This is a genomic window from Geopsychrobacter electrodiphilus DSM 16401 (assembly GCF_000384395.1).
Classification (GTDB): Bacteria; Desulfobacterota; Desulfuromonadia; order Desulfuromonadales; family Geopsychrobacteraceae; genus Geopsychrobacter; species Geopsychrobacter electrodiphilus.
In genome coordinates, this window is the sequence record NZ_ARWE01000001.1 from 3,155,625 (window position 1) to 3,176,958 (window position 21,334).

Annotated in this window: 18 protein-coding genes; 10 read left to right on the forward strand and 8 right to left on the reverse strand. The window is 53.6% G+C overall.

Annotation, left to right across the window (positions count from 1 at the left end):
• Positions 1–44: 44 nt before the first annotated feature.
• The 5 genes from D888_RS0114970 to D888_RS23300 form a co-directional block, all read right to left on the reverse strand.
• A complete protein-coding gene (locus D888_RS0114970; RefSeq protein ID WP_020677382.1) occupies positions 45–2,231 on the reverse strand; it encodes a S8 family serine peptidase in 2,187 nt (728 codons plus the stop codon).
• A gap of 252 nt (positions 2,232–2,483) precedes the next feature.
• Complete coding sequence (gene groL, locus D888_RS0114980; RefSeq protein WP_020677384.1) at positions 2,484–4,136, reverse strand: chaperonin GroEL; 1,653 nt, start codon at positions 4,134–4,136, stop codon at positions 2,484–2,486.
• Positions 4,137–4,181: 45 nt separating this feature from the next.
• Complete coding sequence (gene groES / locus D888_RS0114985) at positions 4,182–4,475, reverse strand: co-chaperone GroES (RefSeq protein ID WP_020677385.1); 294 nt, start codon at positions 4,473–4,475, stop codon at positions 4,182–4,184.
• A gap of 230 nt (positions 4,476–4,705) precedes the next feature.
• Positions 4,706–5,233 carry a hypothetical protein gene (locus D888_RS21890; protein ID WP_020677386.1) on the reverse strand — a complete coding sequence of 176 codons (528 nt, stop codon included), beginning with the start codon at positions 5,231–5,233 and terminating at the stop codon, positions 4,706–4,708.
• A 58-nt stretch (positions 5,234–5,291) separates the two neighbouring features.
• On the reverse strand, positions 5,292–5,849 hold the full coding sequence (locus D888_RS23300; protein ID WP_020677387.1) for a DeoR family transcriptional regulator: 558 nt from the start codon (positions 5,847–5,849) through the stop codon (positions 5,292–5,294).
• Positions 5,850–6,076: 227 nt separating this feature from the next.
• On the opposite strand from D888_RS23300, the gene D888_RS0115000 reads away from it, so the two are divergent.
• The 10 genes from D888_RS0115000 (at position 6,077) to D888_RS0115045 (ending at position 17,731) form a co-directional block, all read left to right on the forward strand.
• Positions 6,077–6,637, forward strand: a complete 561-nt coding sequence (locus D888_RS0115000; protein WP_020677388.1) for a helix-turn-helix domain-containing protein — start codon at positions 6,077–6,079, stop codon at positions 6,635–6,637.
• A 91-nt stretch (positions 6,638–6,728) separates the two neighbouring features.
• The gene (scpA, locus tag D888_RS0115005; protein ID WP_020677389.1) at positions 6,729–8,867 is read left to right on the forward strand and encodes a methylmalonyl-CoA mutase; all 2,139 of its coding nucleotides are present in this window, start codon (positions 6,729–6,731) and stop codon (positions 8,865–8,867) included.
• A gap of 175 nt (positions 8,868–9,042) precedes the next feature.
• Positions 9,043–10,023: a methylmalonyl Co-A mutase-associated GTPase MeaB gene (gene meaB / locus D888_RS0115010; RefSeq protein ID WP_020677390.1), complete on the forward strand. Its 981-nt coding sequence runs from the start codon at positions 9,043–9,045 to the stop codon at positions 10,021–10,023.
• Positions 10,024–10,069: 46 nt separating this feature from the next.
• Positions 10,070–10,477, forward strand: coding sequence for a methylmalonyl-CoA epimerase (gene mce / locus D888_RS0115015; RefSeq protein WP_020677391.1), 408 nt, complete (start codon positions 10,070–10,072; stop codon positions 10,475–10,477).
• Positions 10,478–10,696: 219 nt separating this feature from the next.
• A complete protein-coding gene (locus tag D888_RS23305) occupies positions 10,697–11,194 on the forward strand; it encodes a TlpA family protein disulfide reductase (protein ID WP_020677392.1) in 498 nt (165 codons plus the stop codon).
• Positions 11,195–11,487: 293 nt separating this feature from the next.
• Positions 11,488–11,625 carry a hypothetical protein gene (locus tag D888_RS24105; protein ID WP_020677393.1) on the forward strand — a complete coding sequence of 46 codons (138 nt, stop codon included), beginning with the start codon at positions 11,488–11,490 and terminating at the stop codon, positions 11,623–11,625.
• A gap of 117 nt (positions 11,626–11,742) precedes the next feature.
• Positions 11,743–13,071, forward strand: a complete 1,329-nt coding sequence (locus D888_RS0115030) for a hypothetical protein (protein WP_020677394.1) — start codon at positions 11,743–11,745, stop codon at positions 13,069–13,071.
• 97 nt (positions 13,072–13,168) lie between these two features.
• Complete coding sequence (locus D888_RS0115035) at positions 13,169–14,914, forward strand: FG-GAP repeat domain-containing protein (RefSeq protein WP_020677395.1); 1,746 nt, start codon at positions 13,169–13,171, stop codon at positions 14,912–14,914.
• Between the two features lie 355 nt (positions 14,915–15,269).
• Positions 15,270–15,830, forward strand: a complete 561-nt coding sequence (locus D888_RS23310) for a hypothetical protein (RefSeq protein WP_020677396.1) — start codon at positions 15,270–15,272, stop codon at positions 15,828–15,830.
• A gap of 122 nt (positions 15,831–15,952) precedes the next feature.
• Entirely contained in the window at positions 15,953–17,731 is a 1,779-nt protein-coding gene (locus D888_RS0115045; RefSeq protein ID WP_020677397.1) for an ATP-binding cassette domain-containing protein, read from the forward strand.
• Here D888_RS0115045 and D888_RS0115050 read toward each other — a convergent pair.
• From D888_RS0115050 to D888_RS0115060, 3 genes are all read right to left on the reverse strand, one after another.
• Positions 17,721–18,536 carry an ion transporter gene (locus D888_RS0115050; protein WP_020677398.1) on the reverse strand — a complete coding sequence of 272 codons (816 nt, stop codon included), beginning with the start codon at positions 18,534–18,536 and terminating at the stop codon, positions 17,721–17,723. The genes D888_RS0115045 and D888_RS0115050 overlap by 11 nt on opposite strands.
• Positions 18,537–18,637: 101 nt before the next feature.
• On the reverse strand, positions 18,638–19,897 hold the full coding sequence (locus D888_RS0115055; RefSeq protein ID WP_020677399.1) for a (Fe-S)-binding protein: 1,260 nt from the start codon (positions 19,895–19,897) through the stop codon (positions 18,638–18,640).
• Positions 19,898–19,901: 4 nt separating this feature from the next.
• The gene (locus D888_RS0115060; RefSeq protein WP_020677400.1) at positions 19,902–21,284 is read right to left on the reverse strand and encodes an FAD-binding oxidoreductase; all 1,383 of its coding nucleotides are present in this window, start codon (positions 21,282–21,284) and stop codon (positions 19,902–19,904) included.
• Positions 21,285–21,334 lie beyond the last annotated feature (50 nt).

Below are 21,334 nucleotides of genomic sequence, written 5' to 3' on the forward strand. Positions count from 1 at the left end.
CAAAACCCCGCGAAAGCATATGACATTTTATGGAAGACGAAGCATTAGATGCCCGTAGTAAATGACCTGACGACACTTTCGGACACCCCACCGCGGCTGTCCACAGAGCGGACTTTCCAGTAATAGGTTGTATTCGGTAACAGGCTGGTCGACTGATATCCCCCCGACGGGTTTGGCAGCACTGAGGCCGGCGAGGCGTTGCTGCCCCCACAGGAGACCAGGCAGAACGCCAAGCCCAGAATCAGAACCAGCCAGAGCCAACCCTTCAGCCGCCGTGCGCCCCACAAACCCCAGAAGATGCCACCGCCGGCCAACAGGAGCAGCCCCTGAGGAAGAGCCGCTGTAATCGGGGTGCTGTCCGAGAAATCGCCATGCGCCGAAATCAGCAGAAAATCGGTCACCTGATCGCCATCGAGATCCATATCGCGATGCCAGCTGAAGTTGACCGGACGTGCTATGCCGACGGCTCCATCAACGGGAAGAAGCAGGGTAGCCGCCGGTGGCGCGTTATTCCCTAGCCCTTTCAGGGTCAAGGTTTGCGAACCGGCAGGATCACTGCTGAAAACGGTCAAACTTGACGTGTAACTACCCAGCGCCTGAGGCGCAAACCCCAGCTCAACACTGCAGCTCGCGCCGCCGCTCAGCGACCGTCCGCTGCACAGATCCTTGACAACACTGAAAGCCGGATCAAGCAGGCTGGCATCAATACCGCTGATGACCAGCGAACCGCCGCCGCCATTCTTCAGCAGCAGAGACAGGCTGCGGCTGTTTAAGGGCGCAACGCTGGCAAAATCGATGATCTTATCGCTGCTCGGAGGGGTCGGATCGATCATCACCAGCAGCGGATTTATCCCCTGCAGCTGATTATAGGCCGCTGCGACATTCAGCAGCCCATGGCCATACACGTCATCCGCCCCCGGAGTGCCCAGATCAGACGCCAGCTGTTCTACGGCTGTCTCCAGGCTGGTCATGCTGGTTGAAGGTCCAGGAAATGCCTGGCGTAACAAGGCCAACGCCCCGGCAACCTGGGGTGCCGAGAATGACGTCCCGTCAACACTGACGTAGCCAGAAAAGAGGCCTGCACTGCGGACTGACATTCCGGGGGCCACCAGATTGGGAAAAACCTCACCCGGCGCATCGCAGGGGGAGGGCCCGCGCGCACTGAAAAAAGCGACCTCCTTGTTTATATTGATAGCACCAACAGACAGGACACCGCTCATGTTCCCGGGTGGTATGCTAGTGCTGGCAAACGGGCCGGTGTTGCCCGCCGAAAAAATCACGGCAACATCTGCCGCTATCAGATTGTTCAGGGCGATCTGCATATCATTCAAGCCGAGGCCTGAAGCGCTCAAACACTGATTGAGCACACTTTCATATCCCCAGGAATTATTGACGATGTCGGCACCGTCATCGGTCGCGGGATTATTGTCGGGATCAAGAGCCCAGCCCAGCGCCTGAATAATCTTGGCGCTATCGGCCGCGCCGGTATCGGGAAATATTTTGGCCGCGATCCACTGCGCGCCCGGGGCAACGCCAATGGCACTGCCACCGTTGCGGCCACCGACCATCACCCCCATGACGGCGGTTCCGTGCCCTTCACTCAGAGGATCGCCGGTAACTGGATCATAGGGCAAACTGCTCGAACTGTAAGGATCGAACCAGCTGTTTGTACCTCCCCGCCAGTTGCCGCTGAGATCGGGATGCGTCACATCGACCCCGGTATCAAGGCTGGCGACCACCACCCCCGTCCCATCAAACCCCTGCGCCCAGAGTTGCGGCGCACCGATCATATCAATGTTCCATTCAACAGCTGCCGTCGCAGCGGGAAGAACAACCGGGCGCGGCACTGTCTGGTTGACACTGATCAGTTCCACCCCGGGCCAGCTTTGCAGTTGCGCGATAAGTTGCGGACTAGCCGAAAACGCCAGACCATTGATCAGCCAGAGCGAAGTCGTCTTTTTTACCCCCTGCTGGTGTAAATAGTCGATCAGAGCCCCCTGCCCTTGCTGAGTCTCCTGCTTCAAAGACGCAATCAGGGTCCGCCGCGCAGCTTTGCGGGTCAGCCCCTTCACGCGTGACCTTACATCGGTGGTCGTCATCCGCACAATCACCGCGACCGGTTCGCGCGACGTCTGCAAGACAGCTTGAAGACTTGGAGACAGGGGCGCAGCCTCCAGTCCCGAAGCAAGGCTGAAACAAGCGAGGATAAGCAGACAGAAAAAACGCATCATTTAGAATCCTTTTGCCGAATATCTAACTTCACGCCGCAAATAATCTGATTTCTGGTATTCCAATCGCAGTGGGACCAGCGCCAGAGTCGCCGGATCCATGAAAAATACTGCACCCTCGCCCTCCGGTCTGCAGTCTGACTCGCCCATCATAGTACCATCCCTGGCATTCTGATACTGCCGGAACGCACAAAAAAGGCCCCATCGGACAATTGCCGATGGGGCCTTCTGGTGCTTCACATTGGGGTGGGACGCTTACATCATGCCGCCCATGCCGCCCATGCCACCCATGCCACCCATGCCACCAGGCATGCCGCCGCCAGCAGCGCCAGCATCAGATGGCTTATCAGCAATCATCGCCTCGGTGGTCAGCATCAGACCAGCAACCGAAGCTGCGTTCTGCAGTGCGGTGCGAGTTACTTTGGTCGGATCGAGGATACCGGCCTCAAGCATGTCGCAATACACATCATTCTGCGCATCAAAACCATAAGCGCCCTTCCCTTTGGCAACCTTGTCAACCACGATAGCACCTTCAAGACCGGCGTTGATCGCGATCTGACGCAGTGGCTGCTCGAGGGCACGGAGAACCAGATTGGCCCCGAACTGTTGCTCGCCATCGAGCTTGAGCTTCTTGACAGAATCAATACAGCGGATCAGAGCGACACCGCCTCCAGGGACGATCCCTTCTTCAACCGCAGCGCGGGTTGCGTGCAGTGCGTCTTCGACGCGCGCTTTCTTCTCTTTCATCTCGGTCTCGGTGGCAGCGCCAACCTTAACCACTGCAACACCGCCGACCAACTTGGCCAGACGCTCTTGCAGTTTTTCACGATCGTAATCGCTGGTGGTCTCTTCGATCTGAGCACGGATCTGCTTAACGCGGCCAGAGATGGCGGCCTCTTCACCGGCACCGTCGATAATGGTGGTGTTATCTTTGGTGATAACGATGCGCTTGGCGGTGCCGAGCATATCGAGAGTGGCGTTCTCAAGACTGAAACCGACCTCTTCAGAAATCAGGGTACCACCGGTCAGACAAGCGATATCTTCGAGCATCGCTTTGCGACGGTCGCCGAAGCCCGGAGCCTTAACTGCCGAGATATTCAGGGTGCCGCGCAGCTTGTTGACGACCAGAGTCGCCAGAGCTTCGCCATCGATATCTTCGGCGATGATCAGGAGTGGACGACCCTGCTTAGCAACCGGCTCAAGCACCGGGAGCAGATCTTTCATGGTGCTGATCTTCTTGTCATAAATCAGGATCAGCGCGTCTTCCATGACCGCTTCCATGCGCTCGGCATCGGTCACGAAGTAAGGGGAGAGATAACCACGATCGAACTGCATCCCTTCAACAGTCTCGAGGCTGGTATCCATCGACTTGGCTTCTTCAACCGTGATAACGCCTTCTTTACCGACTTTTTCCATCGCCTCGGCGATGATGTTGCCAATGGTCGAATCGCTGTTGGCCGAGATGGTTCCAACCTGGGCAATCTCGGTGTGATCCTTGATCGGCTTGGACAGCTTCACCATGGCCTCAACTGCGCAGGCAACGGCCTTGTCAATGCCGCGCTTGATCTCCATCGGATTGTGGCCAGCTGTGACCAGCTTGACACCTTCCTGATAAATCGATTGAGCCAACACGGTCGCGGTGGTGGTGCCGTCACCGGCAACGTCCGAAGTTTTCGAAGCAACTTCCTTAACCAGTTGGGCGCCCATGTTTTCAAACTTATCTTCCAGTTCGATCTCCTTGGCGACAGTGACGCCGTCCTTGGTGATCAATGGAGCACCGTATGATTTGTCGATCACAACGTTGCGCCCCTTAGGACCGAGGGTCACCTTGACGGCATCGGCCAGAGCGTTAACGCCGACCAGGATCTTGGCGCGGGCATCTACCGAAAAAAGAATATCTTTAGCCATAATATTTATTCCTCCCAAAAATAGTTTTTTAAGTGTGTCTGTTCTTTATTTCTCAACCACGCCGAGAATGTCATCCTCACGCATGATCAAATATTCTTCGCCATCGATTTTGACTTCGCTACCAGAATATTTGCCGAAGAGCACGCGATCGCCGACCTTGACGTCCATCGGGATCAGCTTGCCATCTTCATTCATTTTCCCCTTGCCAACAGCAATAACCTTACCTTCTTGCGGCTTTTCCTTGGAGACGGTGTCCGGGATGATGATGCCACCCTTGGTCTTCGTTTCCTCTTCAATGCGCTCAACAATGATCCGATCCTGCAAAGGTCTAAGCTTCATTTTGTTGCCCCTTTCCTTCTGCTATTTGATGATTTATGACCATGTTATGTGGCCGGTTCAAGACGCCGGAAGCCGAAGCTGGTTTTAAAACAGGCGACGGCCAAAAAAGTGTTAGCACTCACACAAAGACAGTGCTAACACCACAGGATAATAATCGGTTCAAAAGAATTGTCAAGGGGTTTATTAGCACTCAAGGCAAAAGAGTGCTAACCGATACAGGGGTTGCTTTGTCAGCTCCCGGTGAGAGCCTCTTGCAGTTTTTGTGACATGCTGTCTGAGATTTTCTTGGCAATTTGGCGACGGGCACTACCCAGAGTAACGCGATCTTTTTCGTAGAACACTTCAACAGGATAATCTAATTGCAAGGTGGCGTCAGCCTGACCGGACTGAAAGAGACGAATTCGGCTTTTGGCTCGAATCGAGGCCATGGTACTCCCGGCATCTTCGACATAAGCAAAGATCTCCCCGGTGATATAGTCATGAGCCTTCAGCCAGGTGGGGTCAATCTTATCGAGACCCTGCTTGAGGATAATATATTCGAGCCCGGTACCCGATTTTGCGGCGTTGAGATTATCGACAAATCGATCAAAAAGCCCCTCGGTAACTTCGGCAGGGACCATAATGGTAGTGAAGGGGACCACAAAAATTGTCTGGCTCACCTTACGCGGCACGAAAGTTTCTTTTTGTTCGGTCTTTACCCCTAAAGAACAGGCACCCAGCATAAATAAAAGAACAACTGAACAACATAATGACTTCACTGATTAAACTCCTTAAATTTTTATATTTTCCAAGGTGCGAAAACCACCCAAGTCACAGCTAATATCCATTTAATCCCTCAGCTACCCGCAGAAACTCAAGCGCTTCTGCCATGTGAGCGACAGAACCACCAAAGCCTGACTGAAATAATGCCGCCTCCTGTTCATCATAAAAGCTCAACAATGAAGGCTGGCAACAAGGAGCGGCCAGCGAGTTGACCAGGAAAAAGGCGCCAATAGCGGGGAACATGCGTCCACTTATCTGGTCGCCGACCAGAACAGAAACGCCCCCGTCTTGCTGCATAAATTGGCGCAGCCCGCAGGCCGCACAGCAAGCAACACTCACCGTGCCATCAGCCTGATGAAGTTCACAGCGCTGATGGGGTAAAATGGGACGCTCACAACCTGAGCAACTAAGTTCAGACGGCCCCCTGACCAGCGGCTTTGCGACGGCACCACCATGAATACGCAAAAGCAGGTTCTGCTCAACCAGACGGTCCAGATCCCGGTGAATTGTCATCCGCGAAACCTGGAAATGACGCGCAAGCTGACCAGCCGAGATCCCGGATTCGCGGGAAACCAGGGTTAAAATTTGAGACTGTCTTACCTCTGGAGTCATTAAGAACTCTAACGTCTTAAATGTTAGACTACCGATCGAAGAAGCGAACGTATTTTAACATAAGATCATCACAAAACAGGGTCATAATAGACCCGGCTTGTCTAAACTAAAAATGATTTATCCTCAATAAAACTTTTTATCTTTAATAAATATTGAAGTTGACATTTTGTACCATGTCCGCTATACCCGAGAGGATATAAAACCCTATTCTATTTTGTAGGAAATCCATGGAATTCAATATTGGTAAAAAGATCAAGTATCTCCGCAAGGAGCGTAAACTGACCTTGCAGGATGTCGCTACAGAAACCGGCTTCTCTCCGGCACTGATCTCACAAATCGAGAACAATAATGTCTCTCCGCCAATCGCGACCCTGTCTAAAATTGCGCGCTTCTTCGATGTCAAGATGAGCTTCTTTTTCGAAGAAGGTGAAGCGATAGCAAAATACGAAATTGTCCATAAGACGGATCGGCGCATTGTCAGTCGGGTCATCTCGAAAGATGGCACCGGGCACGGATACACTTACGAAACCCTTTCATACCGCAAAAGCAACAAGAAGATGGAACCTTTTCTGTTAACCGTCTCAGAGCGCGCAACCGAAGAAACGCTCTACAACCACGAAGGGGAAGAATTCCTGCTGATCCTGAAAGGCGAAGCCGAACTCCTGCTCGACGATGAACGTTTTGAACTTAAAGAAGGCGATGCAGCCTACTTCGATTCATCGGTCAAGCACCGCCTCCTCTCCAAAGGAGAAGGCACAGTCGAAGTTCTGGCTGTTGTCACCCGCTGATCCACCTATCGCTTCTAATCAGAGGACATCACAACTCAAGCGTAATCCTCATCCCTTAATAAAAATAAAAACGTAGACGAAAGGAACCGCTATGAGCAGTTTCGAGAAAAAAAACCTGTCAGACTGGGAAACCCTGGCCAAAAAAGAGCGAAAAACCGACGACCTCACCAGCTTCAAATGGGAAACCCCGGAAGGGATTTCAGTTAAACCACTCTATACCGCAGCCGATACCGCGGGGCTGGACACCGCTGACACCCTGCCGGGGATGGCCCCCTTTGTCCGCGGACCGATGGCCACCATGTACGCCGGACGACCCTGGACCGTGCGCCAGTATGCCGGGTTCTCCACCGCAGAAGAGTCGAACGCCTTCTATAAGCGCAACCTCGCAGGTGGGCAGCAGGGACTTTCCGTTGCCTTCGATCTGGCCACCCATCGCGGCTACGATTCTGATCATCCGCGGGTTGAAGGGGATGTCGGCAAGGCCGGGGTGGCCATCGACTCGGTCGAGGATATGAAGATCCTCTTCAGCGACATCCCCCTCGATAAGGTTTCGGTCTCAATGACCATGAACGGCGCAGTGCTGCCGATCATGGCCAACTACATTGTCGCCGCTGAAGAGCAGGGGGTCAGTGAAGATAAACTGGCCGGCACCATCCAGAATGACATTCTTAAAGAATTTATGGTGCGCAACACTTACATCTATCCCCCCGCGCCTTCGATGCGTATCATCGGCGATATTATCGAGTACACCAGCCAGAGAATGCCGAAGTTCAACTCGATCTCAATCTCCGGCTATCATATCCAGGAGGCTGGCGCCAACAACGCGTTAGAGCTCGCCTTCACCCTTGCCGATGGTGTTGAATACGTGCGCAGCGCCGTCGCCAAAGGCCTGGATGTAGATTCCTTCGCCCCCCGGCTGTCATTCTTCTTCGCCATCGGTATGAACTTCTTCATGGAAGCCTCCAAGCTGCGCGCTGCGCGTTATCTCTGGGCCAAACTGATGAAAGAGTTCAATCCAAAGAATCCCAAATCGTCGATGCTGCGTACCCACTGCCAGACCAGCGGCTGGTCGCTGACCGAGCAAGACCCCTACAACAACGTCATCCGCACCACCATTGAGGCGATGGCTGCGGTTCTGGGAGGCACCCAGTCGTTGCACACCAACGCCCTCGATGAAGCGATCGCCCTGCCGACCGACCACAGTGCACGCATCGCCCGCAACACCCAACTGGTCATTCAGGAGGAGTCGGGAATCTGTAATGTCGTCGATCCCCTCGGCGGATCCTACTATGTCGAGAGCCTGACCAAGGGGCTGATCGATGAAGCACAGAAGATTCTGGATGAGATCGAAGGCCTCGGTGGCATGACCAAAGCAATCGAAACGGGGATGCCGAAACTGCGTATCGAGGAATCGGCGGCCAAGAAGCAGGCTGCCATCGATTCAGGCCGCGATGTCATCGTCGGGGTCAACAAGTACAAACTGGCCAAAGAAGACCCGATTGAGGTGCTTGATGTCGATAACGCTGCAGTTCGTGAGGGACAGATCGCCCGACTTAAAAAGATGCGCGCCACACGCGATGAAGCGGCATGCCAGCAGGCACTTGCCGACATCACGACAGCATGTGAGAATGGTAGCGGCAACCTGCTCGATCTCAGCGTTAAGGCTGCACGCCTGAGGGCTTCGATCGGCGAGATCTCCGACGCCATGGAAAAAACCTTCGGCCGCCATCGCGCCGAGATCAAACTTGTTTCAGGAGCCTACGCATCCGTGGTTGAAAGCGACAGCGATTTCAATGAACTCAAGCAGCGAATCGACGCCTTCGCCGAAAAAGATGGTCGTCGCCCGCGCATCCTGATTGCCAAAATGGGGCAGGATGGTCATGACCGCGGCGCCAAGGTCGTCGCCACCGCTTACGCCGACGCCGGCTTCGACGTCGACATGGGACCGTTGTTCCAGACCCCGGAAGAGGCTGCCAAGATGGCCGTCGAAAACGACGTCCACGTGGTCGGCGTTTCCAGCCTCGCAGCAGGGCACAAAACCCTGGTCCCGCAGCTAGTGGCAGAACTCAAAAAACTCGGAGCCGACGATATTGTCGTCGTCTGTGGCGGTGTTATTCCACGGCAGGATTACACTGAGCTGTATGCCGCCGGCGCCGCCAAAATTTTCGGTCCCGGCACCCCGATCACCGTCTCGGCTGGGCAGACATTGGATGCTATTGAAGGGAAGTAGGTCTCAATCCGACAAAAAGCTAAACTCAACTCGCGCAAAGTCTCAAAGGCGCCAAGAAAGCCCATAAGAACCTAAGATATTTTGGCCTTCTTTGCGTCTTTGCGACTCGCCTAAAAGCGTCTAATTCTGGTTAGTGAGCAAAAGCGAACGAGCGCGAGGTCAAGGGTTATAAACTTTGCCAAAAATCAAACAAATAGCCGAAGGCGTGCGCACCGGCAACATCCGCGCGCTGGCCAAAGCGATCACCCTGATCGAAAGTCGCAACCCCGAGCATTCGCGAGCTGCCACCACCCTGCTTGACGAGTTATTGGCCGATTCGGGCAAGGCAATCAGGGTCGGCATCAGCGGCGTCCCCGGCGTCGGTAAAAGCACCCTGATCGAAGCGCTGGGGATGATGTTGATCGCACAGGGGCATCGCATCGCGATTCTCGCGGTCGACCCCAGTTCACAGATTTCCGGTGGCTCAATCCTCGGCGATAAAACCCGTATGGAACTACTGTCCCGCGAAAAGAACGCCTTTATCCGTCCCTCCCCCAGCAGCGGCACCCTTGGCGGCGTCGCGCGTAAAACCCGTGAAACCATGCTGCTCTGTGAAGCCGCCGGGTACGATATCATCATCGTCGAAACCGTCGGGGTCGGTCAGTCGGAGATTACCGTCGCTTCAATGGTCGACTTTTTCCTGCTGTTGCAGCTCAGCAATGCCGGGGATGAACTGCAGGGGATCAAAAAAGGGGTGATGGAGATCGCCGACGCGATTCTGATCAACAAGGCCGAAGGCGAAAACCGCCCGCGCGCCGAACTCGCCCGTCAGCAGTACGAAAACGCCTTACATCTGCTAAAGCCCAAAAGCAAAAACTGGCAGGTTCCGGCCCTGATGTGCAGCGCCCTCCACAACCAGGGAATTCAGGAAATCTGGTGGACAATCACCAATTTCACCGAGACCCTGAAGCAGAGCGGCGAGTTTGATGAAAAACGCCGCCTGCAGGCTCACGACTGGATGTGGACCCTGGTCATCGACGATCTCAAAGATCTCTTCACCCGCGACACAGCCGTAGCTGCGCTACTGCCTCGCTTGCAGGCTGGCGTCGGTCAAGGCACGACAACCCCCAGCGGCGCAGCCAGGCGGCTCATTGCGGCTTTCCGCAGAAACCTCTAATCCTCATACGGAACTCATCCAAAGCTAACAATCGGGAGCGATAACCATGACCAAAAAAATTAACCACATCGGTATTGCAGTAAAAAACCTCGAAACGGCTGTCCCCTTTTATCGCGACACTCTGGGGATGACCTTCGAAGGAACCGAAGAAGTGACAGAACAGAAAGTACGTGTCGCATTTCTTAAAATCGGAGAGAGTCGCATCGAATTACTGGAGCCGACCTCAGCTGACTCGCCGGTGACCAAGTTTTTAGAAAAGAATGGCGAAGGGATTCACCATATCGCCTACGAGGTCGACAACTTGGCCGCCACGCTTCTTGAACTGCAGCAGAAGGACGTACGCTTGATCGACCAAACCCCGCGCACCGGGGCGCACGGTGCAAGCATTGCCTTTATTCACCCTAAAGCCAGTGGCGGGGTGTTAACTGAACTCTGCCAATCAGCTCGGCACTGACAAACAACGTTATAAATACAATTTCTTCTTTTATTGCCAAATGTTAAGGCAAGTTAGTATTTTTTATCTTGACTTAATTTCGGGTAAAAATATACTGACCTCGCAATTATAGAACAGACTTGGGGGCAACCTCGCCCGGTTCAGTCTTGACAGGAAATGAAAGACTGATAAACTCCGCGGCGAAACGTTACCAACCAAAGTAGCCGGGAGATTTGCTCTATGAAATTTTGTTTTCTACTCATATCGATGCTTATCACCATCGGTTGTGCAAACCCGGCCCTCGCACTTCTGAATGCCGGCGATACTGCTCCTGATTTCAACGCGCAGACCCTTGATGGCCATGAGGTTTCTCTCAGCAGCTTTAAAGGAAAACTCCTCCTGATTGAGCTGGGGACCACCTGGTGCCCAGCATGTAACGAGTTGGCGCACCAGATTGAAAAAATACGGCCGTTCCTCAAAAAAAAGGGTGTGACTTTTATCTCGGCCTACCTCGCAGACTCCGCTGCCAGCATCAAGTCACACCTGAAAGACGAGGGTCTCAAAGCAGCAGATGAGACTATGATCGACGACGGTGAGGCGCGCACCAGCTACAGCATATTTACCATCCCGCGCCTGCTGTTGATCGACAAAGATTTCAAAATTGTTTTCGATGAAATGATGCTCGACAGCAGTCAACTAAAACAAAGGATCGATGCTCATCTTCAAGGCAGGAGCTGAGCAGTAACAACTAAGGGTTTGCGCTTGTCATACTGGTAACTGTGTTATATAACCGACAAGCCTGTGGCACAAAAGCAACAACAACAGAATAAAACACTGCTTCAGCATTTGACCATATGCTACAAAAAAACAACGGGATTCCGGCACATTAAACGCCTGGAGTTAAAAGCCAAACATGTTGGCATCTTTAGTGCTCTAAGCATTCGGTGTCCATAGGGGAACAGTCCGTATGAGCTCCCCTTGGTTCTATTTTAATAGAATGGCAATAACAAGCTCCAGGGAGGGCTTCAGACTTGATCAAAACCATCACCACCCTTGCCCTGATAATTTTGTTGGTCTCAGCTCTGAGCGCCTGTGCGCCGTTCAAGAAATCCCCCACACGGGTCAAGTGCCCGGCCTGCGGTTATGAATTTGATGTTCCACAGTCGTGAGCCACTCGGTATCGACGACTTTTGAGCAATTTATAGATTAGGTTTCAACCGACCAGTAGGTCACAAATCGCCGAATTGTTCGGCACATTCCTAACCCTTTTGTAAGGAGGAAACACCATGAGTAAGTTTCTGAAAGTTATGATCGTCCTGCTGACGATCGCTGCAATGGCTTCACCGGCCATGGCAGAAATCAAATTGAACGGCTACTACCGTCTACAAGGTACGGTACAGAGTCCTACCGATGGTTCCGCTGCAGCGTACCAAGGTCAGTTTGAAAATTTTCTCACCACCCCCGCTAACAAAACCGCTGGTAACAACGCCTTTTTTGACCAGCGCCTGCGCCTGAAAATGACCGATAACCTCAACGACAACATCAGCGTTGTCTATTACGGCGAACTCGACGCCCCCTTCGGCGCTAAAAGCAGCAAGCTGTCTGCCGGGAATGGCGGCCAGTTGAGCGCTGATGGTAACATGCTCGAGACCAAAAACTTCTATGTCGACTTCAAAGTTCCGAGCAGCGACTGGAGCGTGCGTACTGGTATTCAGGGCTTCGGCTTCGGTCACTACGAAAGCTTCGTCACCGATGACGACATGACCGGCATCTCGACGCGCGGCACTGTTGGTCCGATCGCCTTGACTGCTGGCTGGTTCGTATGGAATCGCGGCCAATTCAGCGAGTCCGCAGGCGTTAACTTCTACTCCCTCAATGGCGAAATGAAGGTCAACGATCAGCTCAAATTTGGCCTGACTGCCGCTGACGTTAAAAACGACAGCGCCGCGGCTAAAAATGGTACTGCAGCTAAAACCGACGACTGGTACTATGGCGCCTATGGTGACTTCACCATGGCTAAAATTGGCTTCGCCGGTTCGTTGCTCTTCCGCAACGCTGTTGGCCAAGACAATAACTTAACTGATGGCCAGACTTTCATGCTCAACCTCTATGCCAAAGCCAAGCTCGCTAACGCCGGCAACATCAAGGTGCACGGCATCTACATCCCGGCCGACACCAGCAGCAAGCAGAACGACCGCTTCTCAGCCAACCAGGCTGGCTATGAACTCCCGAGCGACAACCTGATGATCTTCGGCACCGATGCCTATTACAACAACGGTTCCCAGGGTGGTCTGGCCGTATATAGCAGTGCATACGCAGGCTATGGCCTGATGGCTCTGATGGTTTCGGGCGACTACAAACTGCCTGAGGCTGCTTACCTCAAATACGGCGCCGGCTACTTCATGGCAGCCGACAAGTCACCGACCCACGGTGTCGCTAAAGACAATGCAAACCTCGGCGCTGAATTTGATGCCATGGTTGGCAAGAAATTTGCTGAAAAATACGACCTCAGCCTGCGTGGCGCTTACGGCCTTCTGGGCGACTTCTACAAGGTTGGTGGGCAAAGCCCGGATGACCTTTACAAAGTCGTTGCAATGCTGAACGTCAGCTTCTAATTGCTCAAAAAAAATTAGTTATGCTAGTATGCGGTCGGGCCTCGTGCCCGACCGTTTTTTTGTTCATGTCCCCTGTCAGCCCTGGAGCCGATCAAAAATGTCATCACTTAAAACTCTGACGTTTCTCCTGCTTCTCACCTGCACCCTCGGCGTCCCCTCAGTGGCGAAAGCCCTTCCGTCTGAGATTGCCCACAACCTGAAGCCACTTGACGGGGTAATTGTGTTGCCGATCGATGGCGAGTATCTGATTGACCTCGACGCCTCCAAGGGTGTGGCTGTGGGAGACATCTTTTCGATCATCACCCCAGGTCCGGCAATTATCCACCCGGTAACCGGCGCGGTGATCGGCTCTCTCGACAAGGTGGAGGGTTGGCTCGAAGTTACCCGGATTAAAAGTGGTTATTCCTACGCCCGACCGCTGAACCCAAAAATCACATTCACCAAGGGAACCCGGATTCATCGCTTCAAGGACCTGCCGGCGGTTTTCTGGGATTATAGCGGCAGCGGCGAAAAGCTCTTCGATGAGTTGCGCACCGCCCTCCCCCAACTGGAATGGAACAGCTATGCCAAAGATCAGACTTCACGTCCGACTGAGCCTGCGCAGGTGGCTTTTGCCACCCCGGTGCTGACCTTCATTGATCAAGGGGGACAACTTCAGGTGAGAGGCGCGAGCTTTCAGCTGCTTGGGCAGTATGCCTTGCCCGCCCTGGTCGCACCGACGTTACAGGGAGCAACCGCTGCGACCTCGCTTCTCCCGTCGGGCCCGGTAGCCGCAATGACCTCTGCCCCCAAGTCCGGGATCGTGATTTCCCACCAGGAAGCAACACCGGGCGGAATCGTTCTTAATCAGACCCTGAACACAGATAAAATCTGGTCAGCAGCTGATTTCAAGGGGAACCCGACCGGGCTCGAGATTGCAGATTTTGATCAGGACGGGCTAAACGATATCGCCATTCTGCACAGGAACGACCTTGAAATTGGTCAGATCACGAATCGCAAATATCAGCGGACAATTCTGCTTCCGCTGACAGGGATCGAGAGAGCCCTGACCCTTTCAAGCGCCGATCTGGATGGCGATGGACGACCAGAGCTCTTCATCAACGCAATGGATGGCGTTAAAGTGGATTCCCTGATTGTTGCCTTTAAGGATGGTAGATTCCAGATCGTTCAAAGCAACCTCCCGTGGTTCCTGCACGCTATTACTAACCCCGATGGCAGTAAAATTGTTTTGGGGCAGCGCCTCGGCAACCGCGTCGATATTTTCGACCCCAAGGTTGTCAAGATCGAATTCAAACAAGGCGGCTATGCCAGCGCGGGGGAGTATCCCCATCCCTGGCAGACCACTATTTTCTCGTTGCAACCACTCAATAGTGCCGATGGCAAGCCAATTTTCGCTGAAATTTCGAACAATGATCAGCTCAGACTATTTTCACCACAAGCGGAAGTGTTGTGGGAAAGTTCAACCAACTATGGCGGAAGCGTGGTCTCTTTTGCGCAAGGGGATAAAAGCGGAGCAAGAGATGCGGCAACGATGTTCATCTCGGTGCAACCGCGGATGGCCTTGTTGGATAGCAACACCATTCTGGTTCCCTCGAACGAAGGCTGGAAACTCTCTAAAGCTTTGCAATCAATCGGCCCTGGCCAGATTACGGCGCTACGCTCAGACGGCAACAGTATGGTTGAACTCTGGCATACCACGCCGCAACAGGGCAGCCTTGCTGACTTTCAATATGCAGACATCGACAATGATCATAAACCTGAGGTTGTCCTGCTTATGCATTACAAAAGTGCAGGATTGCTCAGTAAAGGAAATGCTGGCTTAAAAGTTTTCGAACTCAACTAGTCAGTCTGACTAGACTTTTTAGCACCAATTAATACCGGGCTCCTCATTCACTTTGGATGCCCGGTATTTTTTTACCTTTCTCTCCCAAGCCTTTCAAACGGCCACTTATATTACGCAGTCAGACATCATACCTGCCAGGCAACCCAGCCATACCAGTTAAGCTTTAATTGGAAGCTCCTCAAAATATCTAATAGTCGACACCTGGCTGTTGGATATTCTTCACCTTATCTGTTATTAATTTACATAAAATCTACAAGCGCTTGATTTTAAACATTTTTATTATTGGCACAAGACTTGATATATAGCTTGGTCAAGCAGCACAAATCATTTAACTTTTCCTTTCAAGGAGATGACCATGAAAAAGAACACTGCATTAACCGTTACATTCGCAAGTCTCTTCGTCGCCGCCAGCTTTTTAACCTTCAGTGCTGTCAATTTCGACCAGGAACTCGGAGCCCGGGACGGCATCAACAGCTACGCCGCTGTGAACTTTGACAAGGAACTCGGTCCCCGTGATGACATCAACAAATACGCCGCCGTGAACTTCGACAAAGAACTCGGTCCCCGTGATGACATCAACAAATACGCCGCCGTGAACTTCGACAAGGAACTTGGTCCCCGTGATGACATCAACAGCTACGCCGCTGTGAACTTTGACAAGGAACTCGGTCCCCGTGATGACATCAACAAATACGCCGCCGTGAACTTCGACAAGGAACTCGGTCCCCGTGATGACATCAACAAATACGCCGCCGTGAACTTCGACAAGGAACTCGGTCCCCGTGATGACATCAACAAATACGCCGCCGTGAACTTCGACAAGGAACTCGGTCCCCGTGATGACATCAACAAATACGCCGCTGTGAACTTCGACAAGGAACTCGGTTCCCGTGATGACATCAACCGCTATGCTTAAATGAGGCTGAGCACCTAGTTCTGTCATGAGTTTTATTTAGAAAATATTTTTATTCGTTAAATAAAAGGGCCCTTCAAAATGGGCCCTTTTTTTTCGTCAACAGATATGCTACACACGCCGCTATGGCTCTTATCTCTCTCAATAATCTCTCCCTCGCGTTCGGTGGTTCCCCACTCTTTGACCGCACCGCCCTGCAGATTGAACCGCGTGACCGGATTGCGCTGATCGGGCGGAACGGCTGTGGCAAATCAACACTGCTTCGCCTGCTCAACGGCGAACATCGCGCGGACTCGGGTGATATCATGCGCCAGCAGGGGTTGAAGACCGCAATCCTGCAGCAGGACGTCCCTCTCAACTTCGCCGGCAACATCAACGATGCGGTGCTGCGTCTGTCCTCTGGCAACGAGGGGGATGGCCGCCTCGAAGCGCTCCTCTCGCGCCTCGATCTCGACCCACAACTACCGGTCGCCAGCCTTTCAGGCGGAGTGAAACGCCGCGTACTGTTGGCGGCGGCGCTCTACTGTGAACCGGACCTGTTACTCCTTGATGAACCAACCAACCACCTCGATATCGATTCAATCCTCTGGCTCGAGCAGTTTTTAAAGCGTCTGCAGACCACTCTGGTCTTTGTCAGCCATGATCGCGCCTTCACCGCCAGCGTCGCCAGCCGCATTGTGGAACTCGACCGCGGACAACTGTTCGATTACCCCTGTGACTATCCAACCTATCTGGTCCGGCGTGAAGAGCGCCTGCATGCCGAAGACGAGCTGTGGCGGCGCCAGGATAAAAAGCTGGCCGAAGAAGAGGTCTGGATTCGCCAGGGGATCAAGGCACGGCGCACCCGCAATATGGGGCGCGTAAGGGCGCTCAAAAAAATGCGCGACGAGAATCGGCAGCGCCGCGCACGCAGCGGAGAGGTACGGCTTAGTCTCGACACCGGGGAACGCAGCGGTCAGATGGTCATTGAAGCTAAAAACATCAGCTTCAGCTATGCTGATAAAGCTGTGGTGAGTGACCTGTCAATCCGTCTGATGCGCGGCGACCGGGTAGCGATTCTGGGTCCCAACGGCTGCGGTAAATCGACGCTGCTGAAACTCTTATTGGACAAGCTGAAACCAACGACTGGAACCCTGCGCCAGGGAACGAACCTGCAGATTGTCTATTTTGATCAGCTGCGCGAACAGCTCGACGAAAACGCCAGCGTCAAACAAAATGTCTGCGGTGATCATGACACGGTCGAAATTTCCGGTCAGCAACGCCACATTTACGGTTACCTGAGTGATTTTCTCTTCACTCCCGATCGCGCACGCACCCCGGTGCGGGTCCTTTCAGGCGGCGAGCGCAATCGCCTGCTGCTGGCCAAACTCTTCACCAAACCCGCCAACCTGCTGGTACTGGACGAACCGACCAACGACCTTGATGTCGAGACCCTCGATCTGCTTGAGGAGCTTCTGCTCGAATATCAGGGGACGCTGCTGCTGGTTAGTCACGACCGGACTTTTGTCGACAATATTGTCACCAGCTGCCTGGTGTTTGAGGGGGATGGACGATTCAGTGAGCATATCGGGGGGTACACCGACTGGCTCGAGTCCAGCCAACCTGTCAAGAAGCCGATCGAGGAAAAGACTAAGCCGCAAAGAGCTAAAGAACAACGCCCCAAACGTCTCAGCTTCAAGCAGAAACACGAACTCGAAACCCTGCCCCTGCTGATTGACAAACTGGAAACAGAACAGGCAGCAATTCACGAATCGATGGCTGACCCGGCGCTCTACCAGCCCGGCAAAAAAGCGCTGAGCGAGCAACTGAACGCCCGCTTGCCCGAAGTGGAGAAAGAACTTGCCCGCGCCTATGCCCGCTGGGATGAGTTGGATGCGCTGAACGATAACGGAACTACAGGTTGAGTTTCTCCCCGCAATATTTACAAAACTCCGCATCAGGATCATGTCCAAAAGCACTACATTCCGGGCATGATTGGGTGGTTATCTGTTTTTTGAGCGCCAATTCCGCGGTCACGATTCCAGTCGGAATCGCAATAATTCCATAGCCTAGCACCATGATAAAAGCTGCTATCGCCTGGCCCAGATCTGTCCTGGGAGAGATGTCACCGTAGCCTACAGTGGTCATGGTCACAATGGCCCAGTAGATAGAGCGCGGAATACTGGTAAAGCCGTTTTTTTCCCCCTCGACCAGGTACATCACCGCTCCGAATATCACCACCAGCGTAACAATCGCCAACAAAAAAACAATGATCTTCCGCCCACTGGAGCGTAAAGAGCGCAACAGCACCTCAGCCTCGCCAACAAACTTGACCATCTTGAGGATTCGGAAGATACGGAGCAGACGTAAGATCCGAATGGAGAGAAGAACTTGCCCCCCTGGTAACAGTAGTGCCAGGTAGGTTGGTAGCACAGACAGCAGATCGACTATTCCAAAAAAACTTCGCGCATATTTCAGAGGATGACCAATGCAATAGAGTCTGAGAACATACTCCAGAGTGAACAAAAGGGTAAAAAACCATTCGGCAATATAGAAAATATTTCCATACTGGGCACGAATGCTGGCGACACTGTCGAGCATGACGATCAGCACACTGGCAAGGATGCTGAACTGCAGTAACAGATCAAACATTTTTCCGGCAGGGGTATCAGCCTCGAAAATGATTTCGTGGAGTCGCGATCGGAGGGGATTTTTCAAATGCGAAGTCATGAGGTCCAACAACCGACAGAGAAGTGATCTTTCGTATTGAAATACAAGGTTACCCGATTAAGACCAGATGAAAGCCGGCAGGGGTAGAATTCATTTTACCATCAGTCAGGAAGTGCTTCATTCAGCAATTCCAAGATATGCACGGCCCGCTGTTTGCCCCCGGCATGGTTGATCGAATCCTGCAGCTGCATGATGCAGCCCGGACAGTCGGTGGCGACTAACTCCGCCCCGGAGGTTTCAATGTTCCCCGCCTTTAGAGCTCCAATTTTCTTACTGTTTTCATAGTGGTAGACCGAGTAAGTCCCACCCAGCCCGCAGCAGGTCCCGGCATTTTCCATTTCGACATACTCAACCTGCGGCAGGGCCTTGAGCACGGCGCGCGGTTCCTGGGTGATCCCCTGGGTGCGCAGGTGACAGGGATCATGATAGGTCACAACCTTGCGCACCGCCGCCCGTGGCAATTCGGCCAGTTTCTCGGCCAGGCCCTGTTCAAGCAGAAAAACAAAAATATCGCGTGTTTTAGGTCCTAACTCGGCGCACTCACCTTCCATGTCCCCATAGACCTTGACCAGCCCGGCGTTGCAGGAAGCACAGGCGGTAAGAATGAAATCGACCGGCTCACGCGTAAGGGCCGCAAAATTCTGCTCGGCGAGCGTTTCGACCGTGCTGCCGGCTCCGGCTGCGACAGCTGGCAGGCCGCAGCAAGCCTGATCCTTGGGGATAATAACCGTGATGCCAAGAAACTTGAGTGCCTTCAAAAAGGCCTCACCGACGGCCGGGTACATGTAGTTGATGCCGCAACCGGTGAAGAAGGCAACCGTCGGCTTGCCCGCCTCCCCCTCGATGCGATCAGGACAGCGCTCGCGGAAGGGTTTGTCAGTAAATGGCGGGAGCGTGCGCCCAGACTCGAGATAAGGGACCGGAAAACGCAAACGCAAGCCGCTATTTTCAGGCAGCTTCTTAAATAAGAGGTTCGACAGTTTACCGCCGGTCTTGGCCAGAGCGTTCATCAACTTCGGCCGCCCGATCACTGCCGCCACCCCTTTGCCAAAGGTCGACAGCCCCTTCTCCTGCGCAATCCGCCGCCGCGCGGCGGCGACAATCTCTTCGGTCGGCACCTTGTTCGGGCAGCCTGCACCGCAACTCCCGCAGAGGAGGCACTGGGAGAGATCTTCCATCACCTTGGCGTCGAAATCGATTTCACCATCAAGCACCGCCTGCGACAAGGCTATTTTACCCCGCGCAACGCGGCCCTCACGTCGTTCGGCACCAAAAACCGGGCAATGCGCCCGACAGGCTCCGCACTTTACGCACTGTTCAATCTCTTCGCGGTAAGCTTCTAAGTCTTTTAGTTTCGCCATGGTCTCAATTATCCAGAAATATCTTCCCGGGGTTCAAAATATTATTCGGGTCGAGGGCCTGCTTGATTGCTTTCATGTAGTCAGCGGCCTTGGGAGTTATCTCAAGCGGGATGTAGGGCGCCTTGGCGATGCCGACCCCGTGTTCGCCGCTCATGGTGCCGCCGAGTGTGAGAGCGCCTTTGAAGACCTCCTCGATCGCTTTTTCCGCCTTTTCCGCTTCGCCCGGAATCTTCTTGTCGATCATGACATTGACATGGATATTACCGTCACCGGCATGACCGAAGTTGACGATGGGGATGCCGTATTTTTCACTGATCGCGTCAACCTTGCGGATCATCTCCGGCACCTTGGAGCGCGGCACACAGATATCCTCGTTGAACTTGTCAGGGTTAACCTTGCGCAACGAAGCCGAAACCGAACGCCGGATCTGCCACAAGGCTTCACTTTCCGCAGGAGTCTTGGCGATGCGGGTTTCAACCACCCCGAGGGGCTGGATAACCGCGGCGATTTTCTCGACCTGTTTGGCGAGGAATTCCCTGTCGCCGTCGACTTCAATAATCAACAGCGCCCGCGCTGCCTCGGGTACCTCGAGGTTGGTCGCCTTCCGCACACAATCGATGGTGCGCCCGTCCATGAATTCAAGGGTGGTCGGGATAATTTTGTTGCCGATAATCGCCGACACGGCCTGAGCAGCTCCGTCGATTGAAGCAAACATCACCAGCATGGTCTGCTTGGCTTCGGGGAGCGGCAACAGCTTGATAATGATGCGGGTGATGATGCCGAGTGTCCCCTCGCTGCCGCAAATCAGCTTGGTCAAATCGTAGCCAACCACGCCCTTCATGGTCGGGCCACCGGTGGTGATGATGTCGCCCTGAGGGGTAACGATTTCCAGCCCGATGATGAAATCTTTGGTCACACCATACTTGACGCAGCGCGGCCCGCCGGCACATTCGGCGACATTGCCGCCGAGGGTCGAAAACTTGAGCGAGGCGGGATCAGGCGGATAAAAGAGTCCGAGCTTTTCCACCACCAGCTGAAACTGTTCGGTCACCACCCCCGGCTCAACGGTTGCGACCAGATTCTCACTGTCGATCTCAAGGATGCGGTTCATGCGCTCGGTCACCAGCACGATCCCCCCTTTGGTCGGCAGACTGCCTCCGGAGAATCCGCTCCCCGCACCCCGCGGGAAGACCGGAATCTTTTCGGAGTTCGCCATCTTCATGATCAGTGAGATTTCAGCGGCGGTCGCCGGGTGCACCACGACGTCCGGCAAAAACTTCTGCTGGGTGGCGTCATAGCTGTAGCAGAGCAGGTCAGCTTTTTCGGTGGAGACATGCTCCTTGCCGAGGATACCGGTCAAAATGCGGACGATACGGGCTTCGATCATTTCAAGTTTTCCCTGCAAGATGAGTTCAAATGAAAGGGGCGCGCCGTCTC

Excerpts from the sequence above, each read along its gene's own strand:
- D888_RS0114970 (WP_020677382.1), bottom strand. The coding sequence starts at position 2,231 with ATGATGCGTTTTTTCTGTCTGCTTATCCTCGCTTGTTTCAGCCTTGCT.
- groL (WP_020677384.1), bottom strand. The coding sequence starts at position 4,136 with ATGGCTAAAGATATTCTTTTTTCGGTAGATGCCCGCGCCAAGATCCTG.
- groES (WP_020677385.1), bottom strand. The coding sequence starts at position 4,475 with ATGAAGCTTAGACCTTTGCAGGATCGGATCATTGTTGAGCGCATTGAA.
- D888_RS23300 (WP_020677387.1), bottom strand. The coding sequence starts at position 5,849 with ATGACTCCAGAGGTAAGACAGTCTCAAATTTTAACCCTGGTTTCCCGC.
- D888_RS0115000 (WP_020677388.1), top strand. The coding sequence starts at position 6,077 with ATGGAATTCAATATTGGTAAAAAGATCAAGTATCTCCGCAAGGAGCGT.
- scpA (WP_020677389.1), top strand. The coding sequence starts at position 6,729 with ATGAGCAGTTTCGAGAAAAAAAACCTGTCAGACTGGGAAACCCTGGCC.
- mce (WP_020677391.1), top strand. The coding sequence starts at position 10,070 with ATGACCAAAAAAATTAACCACATCGGTATTGCAGTAAAAAACCTCGAA.
- D888_RS23305 (WP_020677392.1), top strand. The coding sequence starts at position 10,697 with ATGAAATTTTGTTTTCTACTCATATCGATGCTTATCACCATCGGTTGT.
- D888_RS0115030 (WP_020677394.1), top strand. The coding sequence starts at position 11,743 with ATGAGTAAGTTTCTGAAAGTTATGATCGTCCTGCTGACGATCGCTGCA.
- D888_RS0115035 (WP_020677395.1), top strand. The coding sequence starts at position 13,169 with ATGTCATCACTTAAAACTCTGACGTTTCTCCTGCTTCTCACCTGCACC.
- D888_RS23310 (WP_020677396.1), top strand. The coding sequence starts at position 15,270 with ATGAAAAAGAACACTGCATTAACCGTTACATTCGCAAGTCTCTTCGTC.
- D888_RS0115045 (WP_020677397.1), top strand. The coding sequence starts at position 15,953 with ATGGCTCTTATCTCTCTCAATAATCTCTCCCTCGCGTTCGGTGGTTCC.
- D888_RS0115050 (WP_020677398.1), bottom strand. The coding sequence starts at position 18,536 with ATGACTTCGCATTTGAAAAATCCCCTCCGATCGCGACTCCACGAAATC.
- D888_RS0115055 (WP_020677399.1), bottom strand. The coding sequence starts at position 19,897 with ATGGCGAAACTAAAAGACTTAGAAGCTTACCGCGAAGAGATTGAACAG.
- D888_RS0115060 (WP_020677400.1), bottom strand. The coding sequence starts at position 21,284 with ATGATCGAAGCCCGTATCGTCCGCATTTTGACCGGTATCCTCGGCAAG.